Source organism: Lactimicrobium massiliense (genome assembly GCF_900343155.1).
In the GTDB taxonomy this organism is placed as follows: Bacteria; Bacillota_I; Bacilli_A; order Erysipelotrichales; family Erysipelotrichaceae; genus Bulleidia; species Bulleidia massiliensis.
Map to the genome: position 1 here is coordinate 360,674 of NZ_OUNG01000001.1, position 15,713 is coordinate 376,386.

Consider the following 15,713-nt stretch of genomic DNA (forward strand, 5'->3'; position numbering starts at 1 on the left):
ATGTCTTCATTATCAATTTCTTCTCAAATCTCCTTTAGGGTATTAGACCGGTTGCTGAAGATTTACATCCGCAATCATCCGCTTTTAAATTCCGACTTGTGAACGGGCAGCAGTCCGGTTCAGTGTTTATGATGTTTAAATAGCCTGACTGTCCGCAAATGCTTCAATGTAACGGTCCATTTTTTCAATAACGCTTTCATCGGCACCGTATCTCAGTGCGAAACTGCGCAGACTGTTCGAAGCCATGGAAGCCAGCAGCACCGGTGAAGCAACGCTGATCTCCTCCTGGATCATCTTCAGGATTTCCGGATATTTCATCAGATCCCCGATCGGCATATCAACCGACAGTGTTCCCATCACAGGTTCTGTAAGTCCGTAAACAGCGAAGTAGGAACCGGCTTTCAGATAACATATGCCGTCCCTGACATCGGCGAACATCGGATTTCCTTCTTCCTTCTGTCCGTCCCACAACGGCAGGACTACTTCCGCTTCGGCACCGAAAGGAACCGTCACTGCAATCTGCAGATGCTTTCTGTCAACACTCTGCCAGCTTACACGCCATGGACCGGCTGCGGAAAGATAATCCATCTCCAGATAATCCAATGCCTTGTGCGGCAGCGGTGCAATGCGTGCAGTCCGGAAACCTGGCGCAAGCGGAGTCAGTCCGGCACAGCGTTCAAACATCCACTGGACAATCGCACCATAGGAATAATGGTTGAGACTGTTCATACCGGTACTGGAAATATGTCCTGTTTCATCCAGAGAGTTCCATCTTTCCCAGATTGTTGTGGCACCGAGGTTCACTTCATACAGCCAGCCCGGATATTCTTCGTTCAAGAGTAGATCATAGGCAAGATCATCCCTGCCTGCCTTTACCAGCGCAGGACACAGCAGCGGTGTGCCGACAAATCCGGTCTTCAGTTTCCGGTTGTTGTTTTCCAGCAACTTTGCAAGTATTGACGCTTCGGACTCCATGGATCCCAGTCCGTTCATAATACTGAGTACTTCCCCGGTCTGGGTCATAATGGCACATCTTCCGCTCGGTGTGTAGTATTCTTCATAAATACCTTTTTCGATCTTTTCTGCCAGAGTCCTGTATTCTTCTGCGTCTTCCGCATAGCCAAGAAGCTCCGCAGATTTTGACACGATCAATGCACTTTTTCTGTAATAGACATCTGCGATGAATCCTTCTTCCGTACCGCCGAGGACCGCATCCGGTTTTGCGGCACCATCCAGTGCCAGCCAGTCACCGAAATGGAACACATGACGCCAATGATGATCTTCACCATCTGTATTTCTGATATATTCAACCCATGCCTTCATCGTCGGATAGTGTTCTTTCAGTATGGACAGATCACCGCTGAACTGATACTGGTTCCAAGGAATGATCGTCGTCGCATCACCCCAGACTGCGGCAGTAGCTCCCATCGGACTCTGATTATCTGCCATGCCGAAAGATGGAATGACCAGCGGCACAAGGCCGTCATATTTTTCCTGTTCTTTTGCCATATCATACAGATACTTCCGATAGAACGCATATGTATCCGCAAAGTACATGGCAGTAGCTGAGAACACTTGAGCATCTCCCGTCCATCCCATGCGTTCATCGCGCTGTGGACAGTCGGTCGGCACATCCACAAAATTATCTTTCATGCTCCAGCTGCTGTTGGCGATCAGCCGGTTTAGTTTTTCATTGCCGGTTGACAGGTGTCCCTTTTCTTCAATATCACTGTAGAGGGCAATACCTGTCAGATCTTCCGCTTTCAGATCGGTGATACCTTCGATCTTCAGGTAACGGTATCCATAGAATGTAAACTTCGGCCGAAGTATGTGTTCATTCCCGTCAGAAACATACACATATTCCGCTTTCGCCGTTCTCAGATTATCGCGGTAGAAACAACCATCCTGGAGAACCTCACCGGCCTGTATCCGGATGACTGTGCCCTCCGGTTCATGAACACGCAGCGTGAATATACCGCTGATATTTTGCTTCATATCCGCAATTGTCTCACCTGCAGGCGAATGCAGGATTTCCGGACAGAACGTCTCATGAGCTTTCAGCGATACGCTGATCCGGTCAGACGGCATCATTGTTTCGTCACTGAAAACAGCCTGCACCGGTTCTGTTTCGGGCAGAGTACCATCCCGGTGTTCGCCATCGTAGATATTCGAGAAAGTGATATCGGAACGCTTCATCATCCATGAATCATCGGTGCCGATGATCTCTGTGCTGCCGTCTTCATATGTCAGATGTATTTCAGCGATCAGCTTCCATTCTTTTCCATATGTAATGGCCGTTTCATCAAAACCGAATCTGCCTTTGTACCAGCCGTTGCCGAGTTCCACTGACAGAATTCCGCTTTTCTGAAGTTCTTCTGTCACATTAAACGTTTCTGCCTGCAGGAAATTATGGTAATTGTTGCAGTATGGGGTCAGATACTCGTCACCGATTTTCTTTCCGTCCCAATACGCTTCATAAAGACCGAGACCGCAGATATACAGTCTTGCTTTTTTTACCGGACCTTTCGGACTGATCTGTTTATAAAAGATCGGATGTCTTTCTTCTGTACTGTCACAAGTGATCCATTTCCCCTGCCATGGGGTATCCATTTTTCCGGTTTCAAAATGATATTCTTCTGAAACTGCTTCCTCACCGGCATCGCTGCGTACACTGACCGTCCATGTATATTCTGTCATCGGTTCCGGGGCAAAAGTTCCCTGTGTACAAAGTGAATCCAGCTGACTCCACCCGGTATCCATAACTGTCTTTTCTTCCGCTTTGACAATCAGGCGTGATGATTCAGCCTTTTTTCCTTCTGCCCCGGAAACTGTCCATGAAAAAACCGGTGTGCCGAACGCATACCCGACAGGATTTATCAGATGACAGACTTTCCCATTCTGAATTTTCATACGTTTTATTTCCTTTTCACTCGCAGATTAATCATCAAACATGGTTCCCTTATACAGGAAGCACCATTCTTTCATTTCCGCCGATCACTTTTTGTATAAGAGCCAAGAAATGCAAGGCTTGGCTTCGGTGTATGGATCTGGTTTTCCCTGTCCAGGGATACCAGTCCGAACTGCATGGTATAGCCGCTCTGCCATTCCCAGTTATCAATGAAGGACCAGTAGAGATAGCCTTTTATCGGAAGGCCTTCCTCACGACATTTCATAACGCCGTTCAATGCGGTTTCGATATATCTGATCCTGACGGTATCGTCATCCGTGGCGATACCGTTTTCTGTTATAAGCAGATCCCCTTTGAATGATTCGTGTACCCTGCGGATCACATGTTCCACACATTCCGGATAATACTCATAGCCCATCTGGGTGACCGGCATACCTTCCGCAGGATCTTCTTCCCCTTTTGCGGAGAAGATGGCTCTGGTATATGTCTGGATACCGAAGAAATCATCATTTTCGATCGTAGGCAGATAATGGAGGAAATCTTTTTCCCAGTCCTTGTCTGCGTTTTCTTTTCCGCCTTCTGTATACTGGAGATCTCTGACGGAAAGGCTTAAGCCGACCTTTGTTTCAGGCAGGATCCTGTGCAGGACTTCCACAGCCTTCTTATGAGCTGTGCATACGATCTCATCACCGTGAGCCGAACGCGGGGAAGTAAATACAGCCGCATTTTCAACGCCGAAGACCTCAAGATTTTCCTTCTTCGTCATTTCCTGCTGTTCCGCCATCTTTTCAAGATCCATGCCGATCTGCAGACCTGCGCCGTCGGTATGTCTCATGATCTTTTCCAGATATCCGGCAATCAGTGTACCCATGTTGGCTTCGTTGATCGTAACGATATAGCGTATGTTCTTACCTTTGAGATGCTCTGCCACATATTCCACATACCTGGCAAAGTAATCCGGCGTTGTGTCAGCTTCCCAGCCGCCTTCGGTGATCAACCATTTCGGACATACAAAGTGAAGAAGCGTAATGACCGGTTCAATATCATATTCACGGCATGCATCGACCATATCCAGATAATGGTTCATTTCTTTTTCATCGAATTTGCCCTTTTCCGGTTCGATCCTTGCCCACTCAAAAGAGAATCTGTAGGCATTCAGACCTGCTTCATGCATCATGCGGATATCTTCACGATAGGTATGGTAGTGATCTGCCGCATCAAGTGACGGCTCTTTATAGCCACCGGTCTTCATGTATTCCTGAGCCCATGTGTCGCTGTTGGTGTTGTTTCCCTCCACCTGGCCGCCGGCTGTAGCGGAACCGATCAGAAATTTTTCTTCCGTCATTTCACTGTCCTCTTGTATTTTCTATATATTTAGTATCAGATCAGATTTTATTACAGCTCTGATCCGTTGGAAGCAATCACTTTTTTATACCAGTCAAAGCTGTCTTTCTTTACCCTGCGGCATTCTTTTGCGTCTGTGTCGGTCCTGTCAATGAAAACCAGTCCGTATCTTTTCGCAAAACCCTGATGAGAGGAAAGAACGTCCATAAAGCTCCACGGGCAATATCCGAAAACAGGATATCCTTCTTCACAAAGACGCATTACCTGTGAAATATGTTCTCTGAGATAATCAATGCGATAATGATCGTGGATCTTTCCGTCTTCCCCCAGTGCTTCACTGACAGCAATGCCGTTCTCGGTTACGATCATCGGCAGACGATATCTGTTATAGATCTTGCGCATTCCGTAGTAAAGACCTTCCGCATCGGTGCCGTGCGGCATCCATTCTGTCGGTTTCATATAAGGGTTGCGGACAATGCGGCAGTCATCGGCTGCCCAGAAAAAGGATGTGTCAAAACCAAACGGTTTTACCTCATACTTCGCACAGCTGCTGAAATAGTAATTGACTCCGATGAAATCCGGCTTCGAACCTTGCAGGACTGCTTTGTCTTCTGCTTCTGTTTCCGGCAGAAGATTTCTTTCTTTCAGCCAGGTATATGCAGCCGGAGAGTATTCACCGTATACACTCATATCCAGCAAATAGAATTCCTGCATTTCTTCGGCCTCTGCCGCAGCCCGGATATCCTCAGGTTTTGAAGAAAGGGGATAAATAACCTGCATTGAACATACCGGGCCGATCAGTGCCTCCGGATCGATTTCTCTCAGCAAGGAAATTGCTTTGTGTTCCGCCAAGGAAACGTGGTAGCTGATCTGGTAGATCCATTTTGATCTTTCATGCGGGTCTTCAATATATTCCATTGCCAGATCCGGTGCAGCTGTCGCAATGAACTGTTCATTCACCGTGACCCATTTGGTGATCCTACCTTTGAAGTGACGGAAACAGACCTCTGCATATTTTACATAGGCATCGATCATTTTCCGGCTTTTCCAGCCGCCGAATGAATCGACAAGTGCCTGCGGACATTCGAAGTGATACAAAGTGACAAGCGGTTCAATTCCCTTTTCCAGCAGATAGTCGATCAGCCGGTCATAGAAAGCAAGTCCCTTCTCATTCGGCACCAGTGTCTCATCCGGCATGATACGGCTCCATGAGAAACCCATGCGGTAGGTTTTAAGACCCAGTTCCGCCATCAGGTCGACATCCTCTTTCCAGTGGTGATAATGGTCACAGGCAATCTTTGTATCAGCCATGCCTTCAGGAACATGTCTGACATCGGTAGTCGCCAGTCCCTTGCCATCGATGTTATAGGCGCCTTCGATCTGGAAAGCACTGGTGGAAGCACCCCACAAGAAATTTTCCGGCATTCCGTATGTCATTTTCAGATCCACTCCTTCGGCAGATCTTTGAATGATGCCAGTTCGATGTTGTTTTCCTTTACCCAGTTCTTTACCGCATCGCTGGTCATAGCTTCCAGATCCTTGACGCGGCAGAGGGAGAAGCTTGTCAGTCCGAACAGATCGGCATCGGCATAGCCGCAGTGGGAAACGATATAACCGTATTCCTGATCCAGGATCTTTCCTTTGTCTTCGGTGATATAACTGATCGGGTCTTCTTTCAGCTGTTCTTCCGGTCCGCCCAAGACATACCAGCCCATGCCGGCTTCCTTTACTTCCGGTCTGTCCATGAATGCTACCGAGCAGAGAATGCCGTATTCCTTTGCGAGAGTTCTTGTGACTTCATCGGTTGTTTTTGTGCCATAGGCATGATTATGAATATAGTCCGGCTTGTGTCCGACCAGTTCGATATACTTTTCGATCTGTGCCTTGAATTCGGCATATAGTTCGTCCCTGTGTTCCGCCAGATGATCATGATCATTCTCGTCGGTATCCAGTGCCCTGTTCTCTCTTGAGCCCAGGAACATTCCGTCCTCATGCGTTAATGTAGGGAGTTTCTCGTGTCCGAGGATGGAAGGTCCTGTTGATGCGTTGAGGTCAATGCCGAATGCAATCTGATCCAGATACGGTCTGATCCATTCCACACATTCTTCGATCCACGGCATGTTGGCAAACATGCCTGTGTTTCTTACAACGCCGTTTCTGATGCCATGGATGCAGCCGAGTGCAGCTGCTCTTGTGATGCCGTAATCATCACTCTGTACCAGTAATTTCATCTTTTCGTTCTCCTTTTTTCAAAAAGAGGAGGAATTTCCTCCTCCAGCCTTTTTTATTATTTACCTGATTCTTCCTTAGCGAGCATCTGCTTGTCATATGCTTTGACGAACGGGACATAGCAGAGTACCAGCAATACAAACTGTACGCAGCCCCAGATCAGTCCGCTTGTACCATATGTCATCAGGTTGCTGACGAAGAACGGCAGGTTTGCTCCGCCCTGGACACCGTTGCTGTAAGAAAGCAGATGCAGCATCTTGAGCAGATGTGAACCGAAGATCGCAATCGTCGGGGAAAGAATGACCCAGGGAACGAAGAACATCGGGTTCAGGATCATCGGCATACCGAAGTAAGCAGGTTCATCAACACCGAACAGAGCCGGCAGGAAGCTGAGCCTGGAAATGGACTTGTTGGATTCGGACCTGCAGAAGATCAGTGCTGCGACAATCATCGGAAGGGAACCTGTACCGTAGCTGAGCTGATCGCCGATGAACATATGCGGCAGAGCCTGGCCGGCCTGATATGCAGTCAGGTTTTCCACCTGCAGCTCCATGAACAGCATCATGATGACCGGACCGACAGTCATGCCGCCGTGAATTCCGCAGAACCACAGAGCATAGAGGAAAATCATCATGAACCAGTAACCGAAGATGTTGGATCCGGCAGCCTTCAGCGGAGTGGAAACGATCGTGTAGATCAGCTGGTGGAAGCAGCCGATTTCTGTTCCCTGGAAAATCGCATTTATGATTCCGAAGAGGATCATGGAGATCGCACCCGGGATCAGACTGCTGAACTGAGCGGAAACCATCGGCGGAACCTGTTCGGGAAGCTTGATCACGATATGGTACTTGTCGCAGATCCGGAAAACTGTCCCAACAATAAAGGCAATGATAATACCCGTGAACATACCGGATGAACCAAGCCATGTAGTCGGCAGACTGCTTGCAGCAAGCGGCTCTTCAGGGATCGTATACGGAGTAACGATCAGGAAGCTGACAAGAGCAGTCAGAGCGACAGCCATGTCAGACTTGGAGCACTTGTAAACTCTGGCATACTGCAGGGCAACAAGGAATGAAACATAGACACCGAACATACCGATGGTCCACTGATAGATGACACTCAGAATACCCTTGATCCCTGTGGAAGTGATGAATGCCTGATATGCGTCAATACCGATACCGTTGAACAGTGCGGCGAAACCTCCGAGCATGGTGATTGGCATCGCCATCATGAATGCGCCCTGGATGATATTCAGAACACTGTTTTGCGCAAACTTTGCGGATATTGCAATCAGTTTATCTAGAAACTTTTCCATCTTTCTTTCTCCTTTAATACTCTTTCAGCTGTTGATCGGACAGCTTTTGTGAAAGCGCTTTACCTCACGCCTATAATATTACTCGCAATGCAACATATGTCAATTTTATTATTCTGTTTTTGAAATACATTTTATATTTTGCCCGCTATAATAGAAATAGGAAGGAAATAATCTATGAATATATTTGAACTGATGGACGCAAAAGAATCTTCTTTTTCAAAAACCGATAAGATCATTTATGAAGCAATAAAAAAGTTCCCTGATCAGTTTGCGCATGACAGTCTTTCGACTCTGTGTGATAACGGCGCTTATACAAAATCTGCAATGACCCGGTTTGCCCAGAAACTGGGGTTTGCCGGATTTATGGAATTCCAGTATCAGTTCCAGCAGGATATCGATTCATATAAGACATCTACTGAAAAGGTTGGCAACGCCGAGATCTACGGAAAAATTCTTGCCCGTGTCAGTGAATCGGTCAGCCGGGATACGGTAAAAGACCTGATCAGACACGCAAAAAACGCAAACAGAGTATTTATTATCGGCACCAATCTTTCACATCTTCCTGCGGAAGGACTCCTGATCACCATGAGTTTTTCAGAAAACATCAATGCCATTGTCCCGCAGCCTGACGTACTGCCCTATCGTTTCCGCGATGATGATATGATCATTATTTATTCTGCGATCAGCGGTTCTTCCCATCAGGAACTGATGCGTTCTCTGCGCAGGGAGAAACAGGGAAATCCTTATATGGTACTGATCACAACCAATGCCAAGCACCCGCTGCGGCATAATTTCAATGAGATAATCGCATTGCCGACATCGAACATGAAAGATTCCATGTCACACACAATTCTTTCGGATACCTTTGCCTTTCTGATGTTCAACGATATCGTGGCAGAATGTCTGGATGAATAACTTTTGTTTCAAAAGCGGAATTCTATTTCTGAAATGTAAAGCAATCAATTATATTAACGGGAGAGATTCCCGTTTTTAGTTTTCCCGCGCTTTATGATGGGAAAATCATGATATGGAGATGCCATTATGCTTGATTTCAGAACTATTTCTGATCTTGGAGACATATTTCCTGAAATTGAAAAAACTGAAAAAAGCAGACAGCCTGTTATATACAATTTCCTGGGAGTCGCAAAAGAAAAAAGTTTGATCAATCCTGTTAATCCCCATCTTTTACGGATAAATCTATCCGTTTAATCCACTCTGTTCACATTGTAGACTATATTGCCAAACTTTCCATCAAGCCTGTCAGGGCCTCCTTTGCTTGCCCATCTTTCAAAACCTTTTGCCATGTGATGGTTAAAAGTATACTTATCATCCGAGCCGTTTAGAATTCTTTCACAGCAGTCATTGACATTGTCAATGAGTTCCAGCGGAACAAAGTCATAATCATGGCAGATTACCAGTTTTCTGACTTTCAGCATCCAGTCTTTTTTAAATTTCTGCAAGGTATGAAGATAGGTACTGATCGACGTCGATTCCGGCAGGAACAGGAAGGAACTGTTGTTGCAGCCATCCCCCATGAAGACTGTATCTGTCAGATCATCATAGAAGACCACCACCCTCGAACCCGATCACTGTCAGTGTTCTGCCGCCAAGATCGATCACATCTCCGTCATTCAAAGGAATCAGTTCAATTTCTTTCTGTTCAATCAAATCGCTTTTCCTTTTACGCATTCAGTTACAGCAGCAGATCTGCCAGCTCCTTTGCGGATCTGACAATTTCTACATCCAGATCACTCACCCCTGCCCTTTCTGCACAGAACCAGACGGGACGCATATGTGCATTTATCGCACCAACGATATCTGTATGAAAGGTATCACCGACATAAATGCACTCTTCGCAACTGACATGCAGGTAATCCGCAGCAGCCTGATAAATGGAGGGATCTGGCTTTTTCCTGCCAAAATCACCACTGACAATAATTGGATCAAACATGTCATCCATATGCATCTTATGAATCTTCGGCCACTGACGGTCATGGGGGCCATTGGTAACCATACCCACCTTATGCTTTTCTTTCAAAGCTTTGATTGTTTCCGGCATTCCTTCTGTCCAGAACTGGCAGTCTGGAAAGACCTCATACCACTGTTTCACAGCCTGATCCACATCCAGATCCGGCAGCCAGTGGTCTTTTACTCTTTCCATCACGGTCTTTTTACCAATGGTGCCGTACTCATCCCACAAAATGCACTGCTGCATCATTCCCTCAAACACCGGATCATGTTCATCCAGCTGCGGAAAATACTGCTTCAAGACAAGTTTGAAACCTGTATAAGCGCTTTTGGTACGGTCGGTCAGCGTACCATCATAATCAAATAGAACTGCTTTATATGCCATCATCTTCTCCTGCACTGAAAGGTTCAGTATTCTTTTATGGCAGAATGCTTCGTATCTGTCCTGCCGGTTTTCCTGCATCAGTATAACATCCGCTTGCATGGTTTGGACAAAGCATGCATCGAAGCACCTGTTTCTGCATAATCGATGCCAGGATGTTCAGTGCCAATGGATTGTGTATCCCCATCATAATTTCAAAAAGATACCGCTACAGTGGCTTCGCTGCTGTAGATGACATTGAGCTGATCCGCCGGAACAAATCCGCAATTGGGCTCAGCAGATGACAGACGCATCATGATTCCACCAGATGCAGCCACTCCTGTCACTTATTTCCTCCCATAGGTCATAAGACACCGTGATGAAGAAAAAATGCTAAAATAAGCATCATGAAAACAACACTTGCAAATGATCTTGTCAGTCTGCAGCAGGAAGATGACAGGCACTGGGATATCCTGCATGATGGCACAAAGGTTGGATCGATCTGGCTTGAACAAGACAAGCCTTATCTTTCCATTTTGGTTTTGCCAGCCTGGCAGAAGCAGCACTATGCCGCCAATGCAGTATACCTGCTGATGCCTTATCTGCATCAGCAGCTGCACCTTGCGAAAGTATTTGCCAATGTTCCGGTTTCAAATGACCAGGTACGCCATTTGCTGGAGCACAATGGCTTTGCCCAAGGCAAGAAGGATGCTGAAACGATTGTTTATGTGCATGAGGCGCCTAAGACTGCAAAAGACAATGCCTGGCGACCGGAAGGAAGGGATGTTCTGTACTTTGCCGGAGGCTGCTTCTGGGGGACAGAGCGGATCTTTCAGATGCTGGATGGTGTCACGGATACAACCGTTGGCTATGCCAACGGCCACACAGAAAATCCTTCTTATGAAGAAGTCTGCCGCAATGATACCGGCTATAAGGAGACAGTACGTGTCACCTATGATCCTGCTGTTTTGAAAGAGGAAACGCTGCTGGATGCGTTCTTTCTATGTGTGAATCCTGCCCAGTATCATCAGCAGGGAAATGATATTGGTGAACAGTATCAGACTGGGGTGTACTACAAGGATGAGAAACTGTTGCCAGTGCTGCAGAAACGGTTTGATCAGGAAAGAAAGAAACATCAGGAATTTTATGTGGAACTGCAGCCCCTGCAGTGCTTCTATGAAGCAGAAGAATACCATCAGAATTATCTGCTGAAACATCCGGATGGCTATTGCCATATCACCAGAGTGGAGCTGGATGCAGTAAAGAAGCTGAATGAAAAAACAGGAAAAGAAAGCAGGTAATATCGTTCATTCTCTGTGCGGAGCGAATAAGCCACAGCAGTCCTTTTACAGCAGCTTTCTGACCTGATGTCTATGGAGGCAGCTCTGCATCTGAAAGACGATTTCTCTCTTTTATGCGTCTTCTGCAGCAATTGTTTTTACGCGGAACGCTATTTTCAAAGATTTAGTTGATGAGGCTGTAAACACCAAAATATCATGAGCTATATGCCTCATAGAGGTTAATTGGCATTTTAAGCTTTGGGATCTCCGCACAGGTAAATGGAATCTGTTCAAACATTGTTTCCATGTATGCTTCTGATTTCCATTTGCGCATGTCCAGCCTGTACTTTAAATATTTCTTCATGACGATCCAATTCAAATAACCCTGGAGATGTCTTGTGCTGATACCATGTTTCTGCCTGATCATGTTTTTTAGCTCAGAGTGAAGCTCGTTTACTTCAGATACTGTATTGCCCTTTGGTGTTAAATAACCGTTAGATGGAATAATGTCACTGTTGAAGTGATTATCGCCCACGAAAGTTTGAATGCTATGGCTGTCATCACTGATAATTGTTGAATGCGCTGCGAAGTGAGAGCTATATTGATTCAGAATTTCTGCACTCTCTCTGCCTAATCCTCCAATTTTAAAGAGAATATTGTCATGCTCATCAATAGCTGTTACCAGGCAGATCTTGTGATGGCTGGTGCCAGGTAAAGCACGCTTGGTTGAATGACGGCGATGCTTTCCACGCTGTTTGCTGAATCTTGGCATTTTATCCTTCCCGGTCCCTTTCAGGTTGATTTTGGTATAAGTAGGATCCAATTCAACATTTCCACTTAAGACCACATTATTCTGAATCTTTGCTGCAGCCTGATATAACTTGTGACGCATGTTGAAGCAGGTAGTAACTGATAAGCCTGTAGCTACACTCTGCTGAGTCAGAGTCATTCCGTTAAGCTCGCCAGAGATAAAAGTAGTCCAGATATCAAAGCTTGTTCTGGAATGAGTAAACATCGTACCTGTTGTTGCCATAAAAACAGATTTGCATTTTTTACATCTGTATTTCTGACGATTATGTGGGTTAAAGCCATTCTTAACAAAGTGAGTTGAACCACAATGAGGACATTTCTCAACATGCAAAGAGAGATTCTCGTAATTTGTTGTCGTACAGTTTACTTTCTCTCTGAATAGCTTTTCTAAACCAACACGAATGAATTCAATTTCGACAGGAGATAAAGAATTCAGGAAATTCTGATTAACGAGCATATCATCACCTCAACTGAAGTCATGATAAGTTATAGATATTAACTTGATGTACTTGTTCGGGTACATCAACTATTTATTTGAAAATAGCGACGCGGAAAAGAAAATAGTAAATATGTGCAAGCCAGACCAGCAGGAGAATCACGCATGGAATCCAGATCTTCTTCCATGCCATCATGGCAAAGCCAAATCCCATCAGGAGAGTCACGGTGACGATGGTGCCAGCCTTCGTCCTGACTGTCATCCCCTTTCCGCTTACATAGGAAGCAAGATGCTTCTCATACAGCCTGGTGCCAAGAAACCATCTGTGTAGCCTTTGTGAACTGTTGGCAAAGAAGAACAGCGTCAGAAGATAAAATGGCACAGTCGGCAGGATTGGCAGAAAGGTGCCCACTGTACCCAGGCCAAGGCTCACAGAGCCAAGAATCAAAAATACAAATTTCTTTAACTTCATATCTTCCTCAGCCTCTTCTTTTCTCTGTTTGTTTCAATGACATGCCGAACCGCAGTAACAGGATGATGAAATAGCATCCGTGGGCCAGCATAGTGCATAACTTCCCGGATCCTTTCCCTCATTTTTGGCTGATAGCAGTGCACCCTGCAGTTAGAGCAGAACGTTTTGCTTTCCATAAACGGACATTTGTCACTTCTTGCTCTGGCATAGTCGGTCAGTTCCTGGCACTCTGGGCACAGATACCCCTTTGCCGTTCCATGATGGCCATGGCAGTACAGGGCAATCATTTCAGTGACCAGTTCTTTTTCACGTTCCCGTTTGCTGTTTATATCCATTTCTCTTTCCCTTTTCTGTCAGGTTCCAAACAGTTAGTTAAAGCTAACTTATGACGAATATAATTTATTTTCAGAAGACCTGCAAGCAGAAACTGAAAAACTGCAGGGATATGTTCCCTGCAGCATGTATACCGTTATTCCTTCCTGTACGCTCTTTCCTGTTCACTGTATTCTTTCTGAATCAATGAGAGCGCTTCGTTCAAATCATGACAGATGGCATGTGCCTTTTCTTTCATCTCTTCATCCGGTGCCTGAGTATCCGGTACCATGATGCCTTTCCCACCGGCACTGTAGGCCGCCCGAATGCCATTATAGGCATCTTCGAAGATATAGCATTCCTGAATGGGAACCCCGATGCACTTTGACGCATACAGGAAAAGATCCGGCGCAGGCTTGCCATGGGAAACCTGCGTTCCTGAGCAGATGGCATCAATATACTTTCTGGTATCCGTCATTTCCAGATTGTGTTCAATCTGATCGCTGGCGGTGCTGGACGCAACGGCAATGCGGAAGCCATGCTCATGCAGCCAGGATAGAATCTCATGAATGCCAGGTTTTTCCGGTACATTCTTCTCAAGATCGGCATGTACGCGTCTGACACATTCACGATCAATGGGCCAGCCATCAGAAACATGATAGTATTCTGCAACTACTGCTGCCCTGTGTGCTCCGGATGTACCGGTAATCGCTTTGACAAAATTGGGATCAAGCACAACATGACGTTCTCTGGCGAGTTTCTGCCAGTTATTCTGCCAGATGCGTTCCGTATCGAACATCAGGCCGTCCATGTCAAAAATAGCACCTTTCATTGTTGGTCTCCTTGCATGACTAGTATACATCTTTGTGCTACGCTAATTGCCGTGATGAAACAAAACATTTTGAAAACTGTACTTGTCTGCCTGTCATTTTCACTGTCAGGCTGCGGCGTGCATGCGGTTGAAAAAGCGCCGGAAGCGGCTCTGATGACAGCAACAGATCTGCATTATCTTTCTCCTTCCCTGATGGAAAATCAGAATCTTGTTAAAGAAGCGGCGGCTGAAGGTGATGGCAAAACCATAATCTATGGCAGCCAGCTTACTGATGCCATGATTGAAACCATCATCAGCAGCCATCCGGATGCTTTCATCATGACTGGTGATCTGACCTTGAACGGCGAAAAGATTTCTCATGAGGAACTTGCAAAGAAACTTGACCGGATCAATGATGCCGGCATCCCGGTATTGGTCATACCGGGCAATCATGATTTGAATAACAAGCATGCCATTGCCTACACCAATGAGGGAGTGCAGCCAGTTGCCTCTGTCACAAATGATGAATTTATTTCAATCTATCACAACGATGGTTATGATGACGCTTTATCCCGTGACTCTGATTCCCTGAGCTATATGTATCGTCTGGATTCCGGTGTGCGCTGCCTGATGATCGATGTCAATGGCTCCTCGATTCTAGGCGCTGTGTCTGATACAACATTGACATGGATTGAGCAGCAGCTGAAAAAAGCAAAGAAAGCAGGTGAAACTGTCCTGGCTTTCTCTCATCAGAACTTTCTTATCCATCTTGATCTGTTTACAGATGGCTTTCGGATTGCCAATGGTGATAAGCTTCTTGATTTATTTCAGGAATATGGTGTCAAAGCTGGCTTCTCAGGCCATATGCACTGCCAGCACATCGCCTCTAAAGGCAATTTTACCGAAGCTGTAACCGGGGCTGTTTCCATTCTTGACAGCCACATTGCCAATATCACTGTCAAAAAACAAACACTGTCCTATCAGACGCAAAGTCTAAATGTGGATGCCTGGGCGAAAGAGCACGGGTGTACGGATGAGAATCTTTTGCATTACAGCCAGTATGCCAGAGACTTCTTCATGAAGGCCATTTATGCTGAATCCACCGGTAATGCAGAGCTGGATCGCTATATTGCCAGACTAAACGCAGCCTTTTTCACCGGTACCGTTGATACCATAACGGATCAGCCGGAACTGGATGAAGAAATTGCCCATATGGATGATACGATGATGGCTGTCTATCTGCAGAGTGTATTAAAGGAGAAAGACCGTGATATGAATGCCTTCTCCATTTCACTGAGCAAAAAATAACCGCCTGATTCTGTTCGGTCTCTTCCTGTTCAGAAAGATTCATATGCGCAATACCCTGAAAGTGCTGATCAATCGTGCTGTTTCTTTCGTGCCTGTCAGGAGAATGTTCCGACTGGCGCCGTCAGTATGTGCTTTCCCGTCAATAACAAACGGCCTGTT

The 15,713-nt window shown here is 46.0% G+C and carries 16 protein-coding genes; 4 read left to right on the top strand and 12 right to left on the bottom strand.

Features of this window, described 5'->3' with window-relative positions:
• Positions 1 to 135: 135 nt before the first annotated feature.
• From DHU66_RS01765 to DHU66_RS01785, 5 genes are all read right to left on the bottom strand, one after another.
• On the bottom strand, positions 136 to 2,910 hold the full coding sequence (locus tag DHU66_RS01765) for an alpha-L-rhamnosidase (protein WP_108774174.1): 2,775 nt from the start codon (positions 2,908 to 2,910) through the stop codon (positions 136 to 138).
• Positions 2,911 to 2,981: 71 nt separating this feature from the next.
• On the bottom strand, positions 2,982 to 4,253 hold the full coding sequence (locus tag DHU66_RS01770; protein WP_108774175.1) for a glycoside hydrolase family 1 protein: 1,272 nt from the start codon (positions 4,251 to 4,253) through the stop codon (positions 2,982 to 2,984).
• A 50-nt stretch (positions 4,254 to 4,303) separates the two neighbouring features.
• Positions 4,304 to 5,689: a glycoside hydrolase family 1 protein gene (locus DHU66_RS01775; protein ID WP_108774176.1), complete on the bottom strand. Its 1,386-nt coding sequence runs from the start codon at positions 5,687 to 5,689 to the stop codon at positions 4,304 to 4,306.
• A gap of 2 nt (positions 5,690 to 5,691) precedes the next feature.
• Entirely contained in the window at positions 5,692 to 6,483 is a 792-nt protein-coding gene (locus DHU66_RS01780; RefSeq protein ID WP_108774177.1) for a ChbG/HpnK family deacetylase, read from the bottom strand.
• A gap of 56 nt (positions 6,484 to 6,539) precedes the next feature.
• A complete protein-coding gene (locus tag DHU66_RS01785) occupies positions 6,540 to 7,796 on the bottom strand; it encodes a PTS sugar transporter subunit IIC (RefSeq protein ID WP_108774178.1) in 1,257 nt (418 codons plus the stop codon).
• Between the two features lie 174 nt (positions 7,797 to 7,970).
• Here DHU66_RS01785 and DHU66_RS01790 point away from each other — a divergent pair, with 174 nt between their 5' ends.
• Positions 7,971 to 8,711 (top strand): MurR/RpiR family transcriptional regulator, encoded by a 741-nt coding sequence (locus DHU66_RS01790; protein ID WP_108774179.1) that lies wholly within the window; start codon positions 7,971 to 7,973, stop codon positions 8,709 to 8,711.
• 126 nt (positions 8,712 to 8,837) lie between these two features.
• Positions 8,838 to 9,005 carry a hypothetical protein gene (locus DHU66_RS12105; RefSeq protein WP_167836206.1) on the top strand — a complete coding sequence of 56 codons (168 nt, stop codon included), beginning with the start codon at positions 8,838 to 8,840 and terminating at the stop codon, positions 9,003 to 9,005.
• On the opposite strand, the gene DHU66_RS01795 is transcribed toward DHU66_RS12105, so the two are convergent.
• Genes DHU66_RS01795 through DHU66_RS01800 form a run of 3 tightly spaced genes read right to left on the bottom strand, consistent with a single transcriptional unit; the run spans position 9,002 to position 10,149 of the window.
• Positions 9,002 to 9,370, bottom strand: coding sequence for a hypothetical protein (locus DHU66_RS01795; protein ID WP_135358281.1), 369 nt, complete (start codon positions 9,368 to 9,370; stop codon positions 9,002 to 9,004). The genes DHU66_RS12105 and DHU66_RS01795 overlap by 4 nt on opposite strands.
• On the bottom strand, positions 9,354 to 9,485 hold the full coding sequence (locus DHU66_RS12505; protein WP_280952611.1) for a hypothetical protein: 132 nt from the start codon (positions 9,483 to 9,485) through the stop codon (positions 9,354 to 9,356). Before DHU66_RS12505 ends, DHU66_RS01795 begins: the two co-directional genes overlap by 17 nt.
• A 4-nt stretch (positions 9,486 to 9,489) precedes the next feature.
• Complete coding sequence (locus tag DHU66_RS01800; RefSeq protein WP_167836207.1) at positions 9,490 to 10,149, bottom strand: HAD family hydrolase; 660 nt, start codon at positions 10,147 to 10,149, stop codon at positions 9,490 to 9,492.
• A gap of 383 nt (positions 10,150 to 10,532) precedes the next feature.
• On the opposite strand from DHU66_RS01800, the gene msrA reads away from it, so the two are divergent.
• A complete protein-coding gene (msrA, locus tag DHU66_RS01805; protein ID WP_108774182.1) occupies positions 10,533 to 11,426 on the top strand; it encodes a peptide-methionine (S)-S-oxide reductase MsrA in 894 nt (297 codons plus the stop codon).
• Between the two features lie 193 nt (positions 11,427 to 11,619).
• Here msrA and DHU66_RS01810 read toward each other — a convergent pair whose 3' ends face one another.
• The 4 genes from DHU66_RS01810 to DHU66_RS01825 all read right to left on the bottom strand — a co-directional run bounded on the left by DHU66_RS01810 (position 11,620) and on the right by DHU66_RS01825 (position 14,267).
• Entirely contained in the window at positions 11,620 to 12,672 is a 1,053-nt protein-coding gene (locus DHU66_RS01810; RefSeq protein WP_108774183.1) for an IS1595 family transposase, read from the bottom strand.
• 73 nt (positions 12,673 to 12,745) lie between these two features.
• A complete protein-coding gene (locus tag DHU66_RS01815; RefSeq protein ID WP_108774184.1) occupies positions 12,746 to 13,123 on the bottom strand; it encodes a YbaN family protein in 378 nt (125 codons plus the stop codon).
• Complete coding sequence (locus tag DHU66_RS01820; protein WP_108774185.1) at positions 13,120 to 13,458, bottom strand: nitrous oxide-stimulated promoter family protein; 339 nt, start codon at positions 13,456 to 13,458, stop codon at positions 13,120 to 13,122. The genes DHU66_RS01815 and DHU66_RS01820 overlap by 4 nt, the downstream gene beginning before the upstream one ends.
• A 134-nt stretch (positions 13,459 to 13,592) precedes the next feature.
• Positions 13,593 to 14,267 (bottom strand): HAD family hydrolase, encoded by a 675-nt coding sequence (locus DHU66_RS01825; RefSeq protein ID WP_167836208.1) that lies wholly within the window; start codon positions 14,265 to 14,267, stop codon positions 13,593 to 13,595.
• A gap of 54 nt (positions 14,268 to 14,321) precedes the next feature.
• Here DHU66_RS01825 and DHU66_RS01830 point away from each other — a divergent pair, with 54 nt between their 5' ends.
• Complete coding sequence (locus DHU66_RS01830) at positions 14,322 to 15,554, top strand: metallophosphoesterase (RefSeq protein WP_167836209.1); 1,233 nt, start codon at positions 14,322 to 14,324, stop codon at positions 15,552 to 15,554.
• The last annotated feature ends 159 nt before the right edge of the window (positions 15,555 to 15,713 follow it).

Coding starts and splice junctions, on each gene's coding strand:
- DHU66_RS01765 (WP_108774174.1), bottom strand. CDS start 2,910: ATGAAAATTCAGAATGGGAAAGTCTGTCATCTGATAAATCCTGTCGGG.
- DHU66_RS01770 (WP_108774175.1), bottom strand. CDS start 4,253: ATGACGGAAGAAAAATTTCTGATCGGTTCCGCTACAGCCGGCGGCCAG.
- DHU66_RS01775 (WP_108774176.1), bottom strand. CDS start 5,689: ATGACATACGGAATGCCGGAAAATTTCTTGTGGGGTGCTTCCACCAGT.
- DHU66_RS01780 (WP_108774177.1), bottom strand. CDS start 6,483: ATGAAATTACTGGTACAGAGTGATGATTACGGCATCACAAGAGCAGCT.
- DHU66_RS01785 (WP_108774178.1), bottom strand. CDS start 7,796: ATGGAAAAGTTTCTAGATAAACTGATTGCAATATCCGCAAAGTTTGCG.
- DHU66_RS01790 (WP_108774179.1), top strand. CDS start 7,971: ATGAATATATTTGAACTGATGGACGCAAAAGAATCTTCTTTTTCAAAA.
- DHU66_RS12105 (WP_167836206.1), top strand. CDS start 8,838: ATGCTTGATTTCAGAACTATTTCTGATCTTGGAGACATATTTCCTGAA.
- DHU66_RS12505 (WP_280952611.1), bottom strand. CDS start 9,485: ATGCGTAAAAGGAAAAGCGATTTGATTGAACAGAAAGAAATTGAACTG.
- DHU66_RS01800 (WP_167836207.1), bottom strand. CDS start 10,149: ATGGCATATAAAGCAGTTCTATTTGATTATGATGGTACGCTGACCGAC.
- msrA (WP_108774182.1), top strand. CDS start 10,533: ATGAAAACAACACTTGCAAATGATCTTGTCAGTCTGCAGCAGGAAGAT.
- DHU66_RS01810 (WP_108774183.1), bottom strand. CDS start 12,672: ATGCTCGTTAATCAGAATTTCCTGAATTCTTTATCTCCTGTCGAAATT.
- DHU66_RS01815 (WP_108774184.1), bottom strand. CDS start 13,123: ATGAAGTTAAAGAAATTTGTATTTTTGATTCTTGGCTCTGTGAGCCTT.
- DHU66_RS01820 (WP_108774185.1), bottom strand. CDS start 13,458: ATGGATATAAACAGCAAACGGGAACGTGAAAAAGAACTGGTCACTGAA.
- DHU66_RS01825 (WP_167836208.1), bottom strand. CDS start 14,267: ATGAAAGGTGCTATTTTTGACATGGACGGCCTGATGTTCGATACGGAA.
- DHU66_RS01830 (WP_167836209.1), top strand. CDS start 14,322: ATGAAACAAAACATTTTGAAAACTGTACTTGTCTGCCTGTCATTTTCA.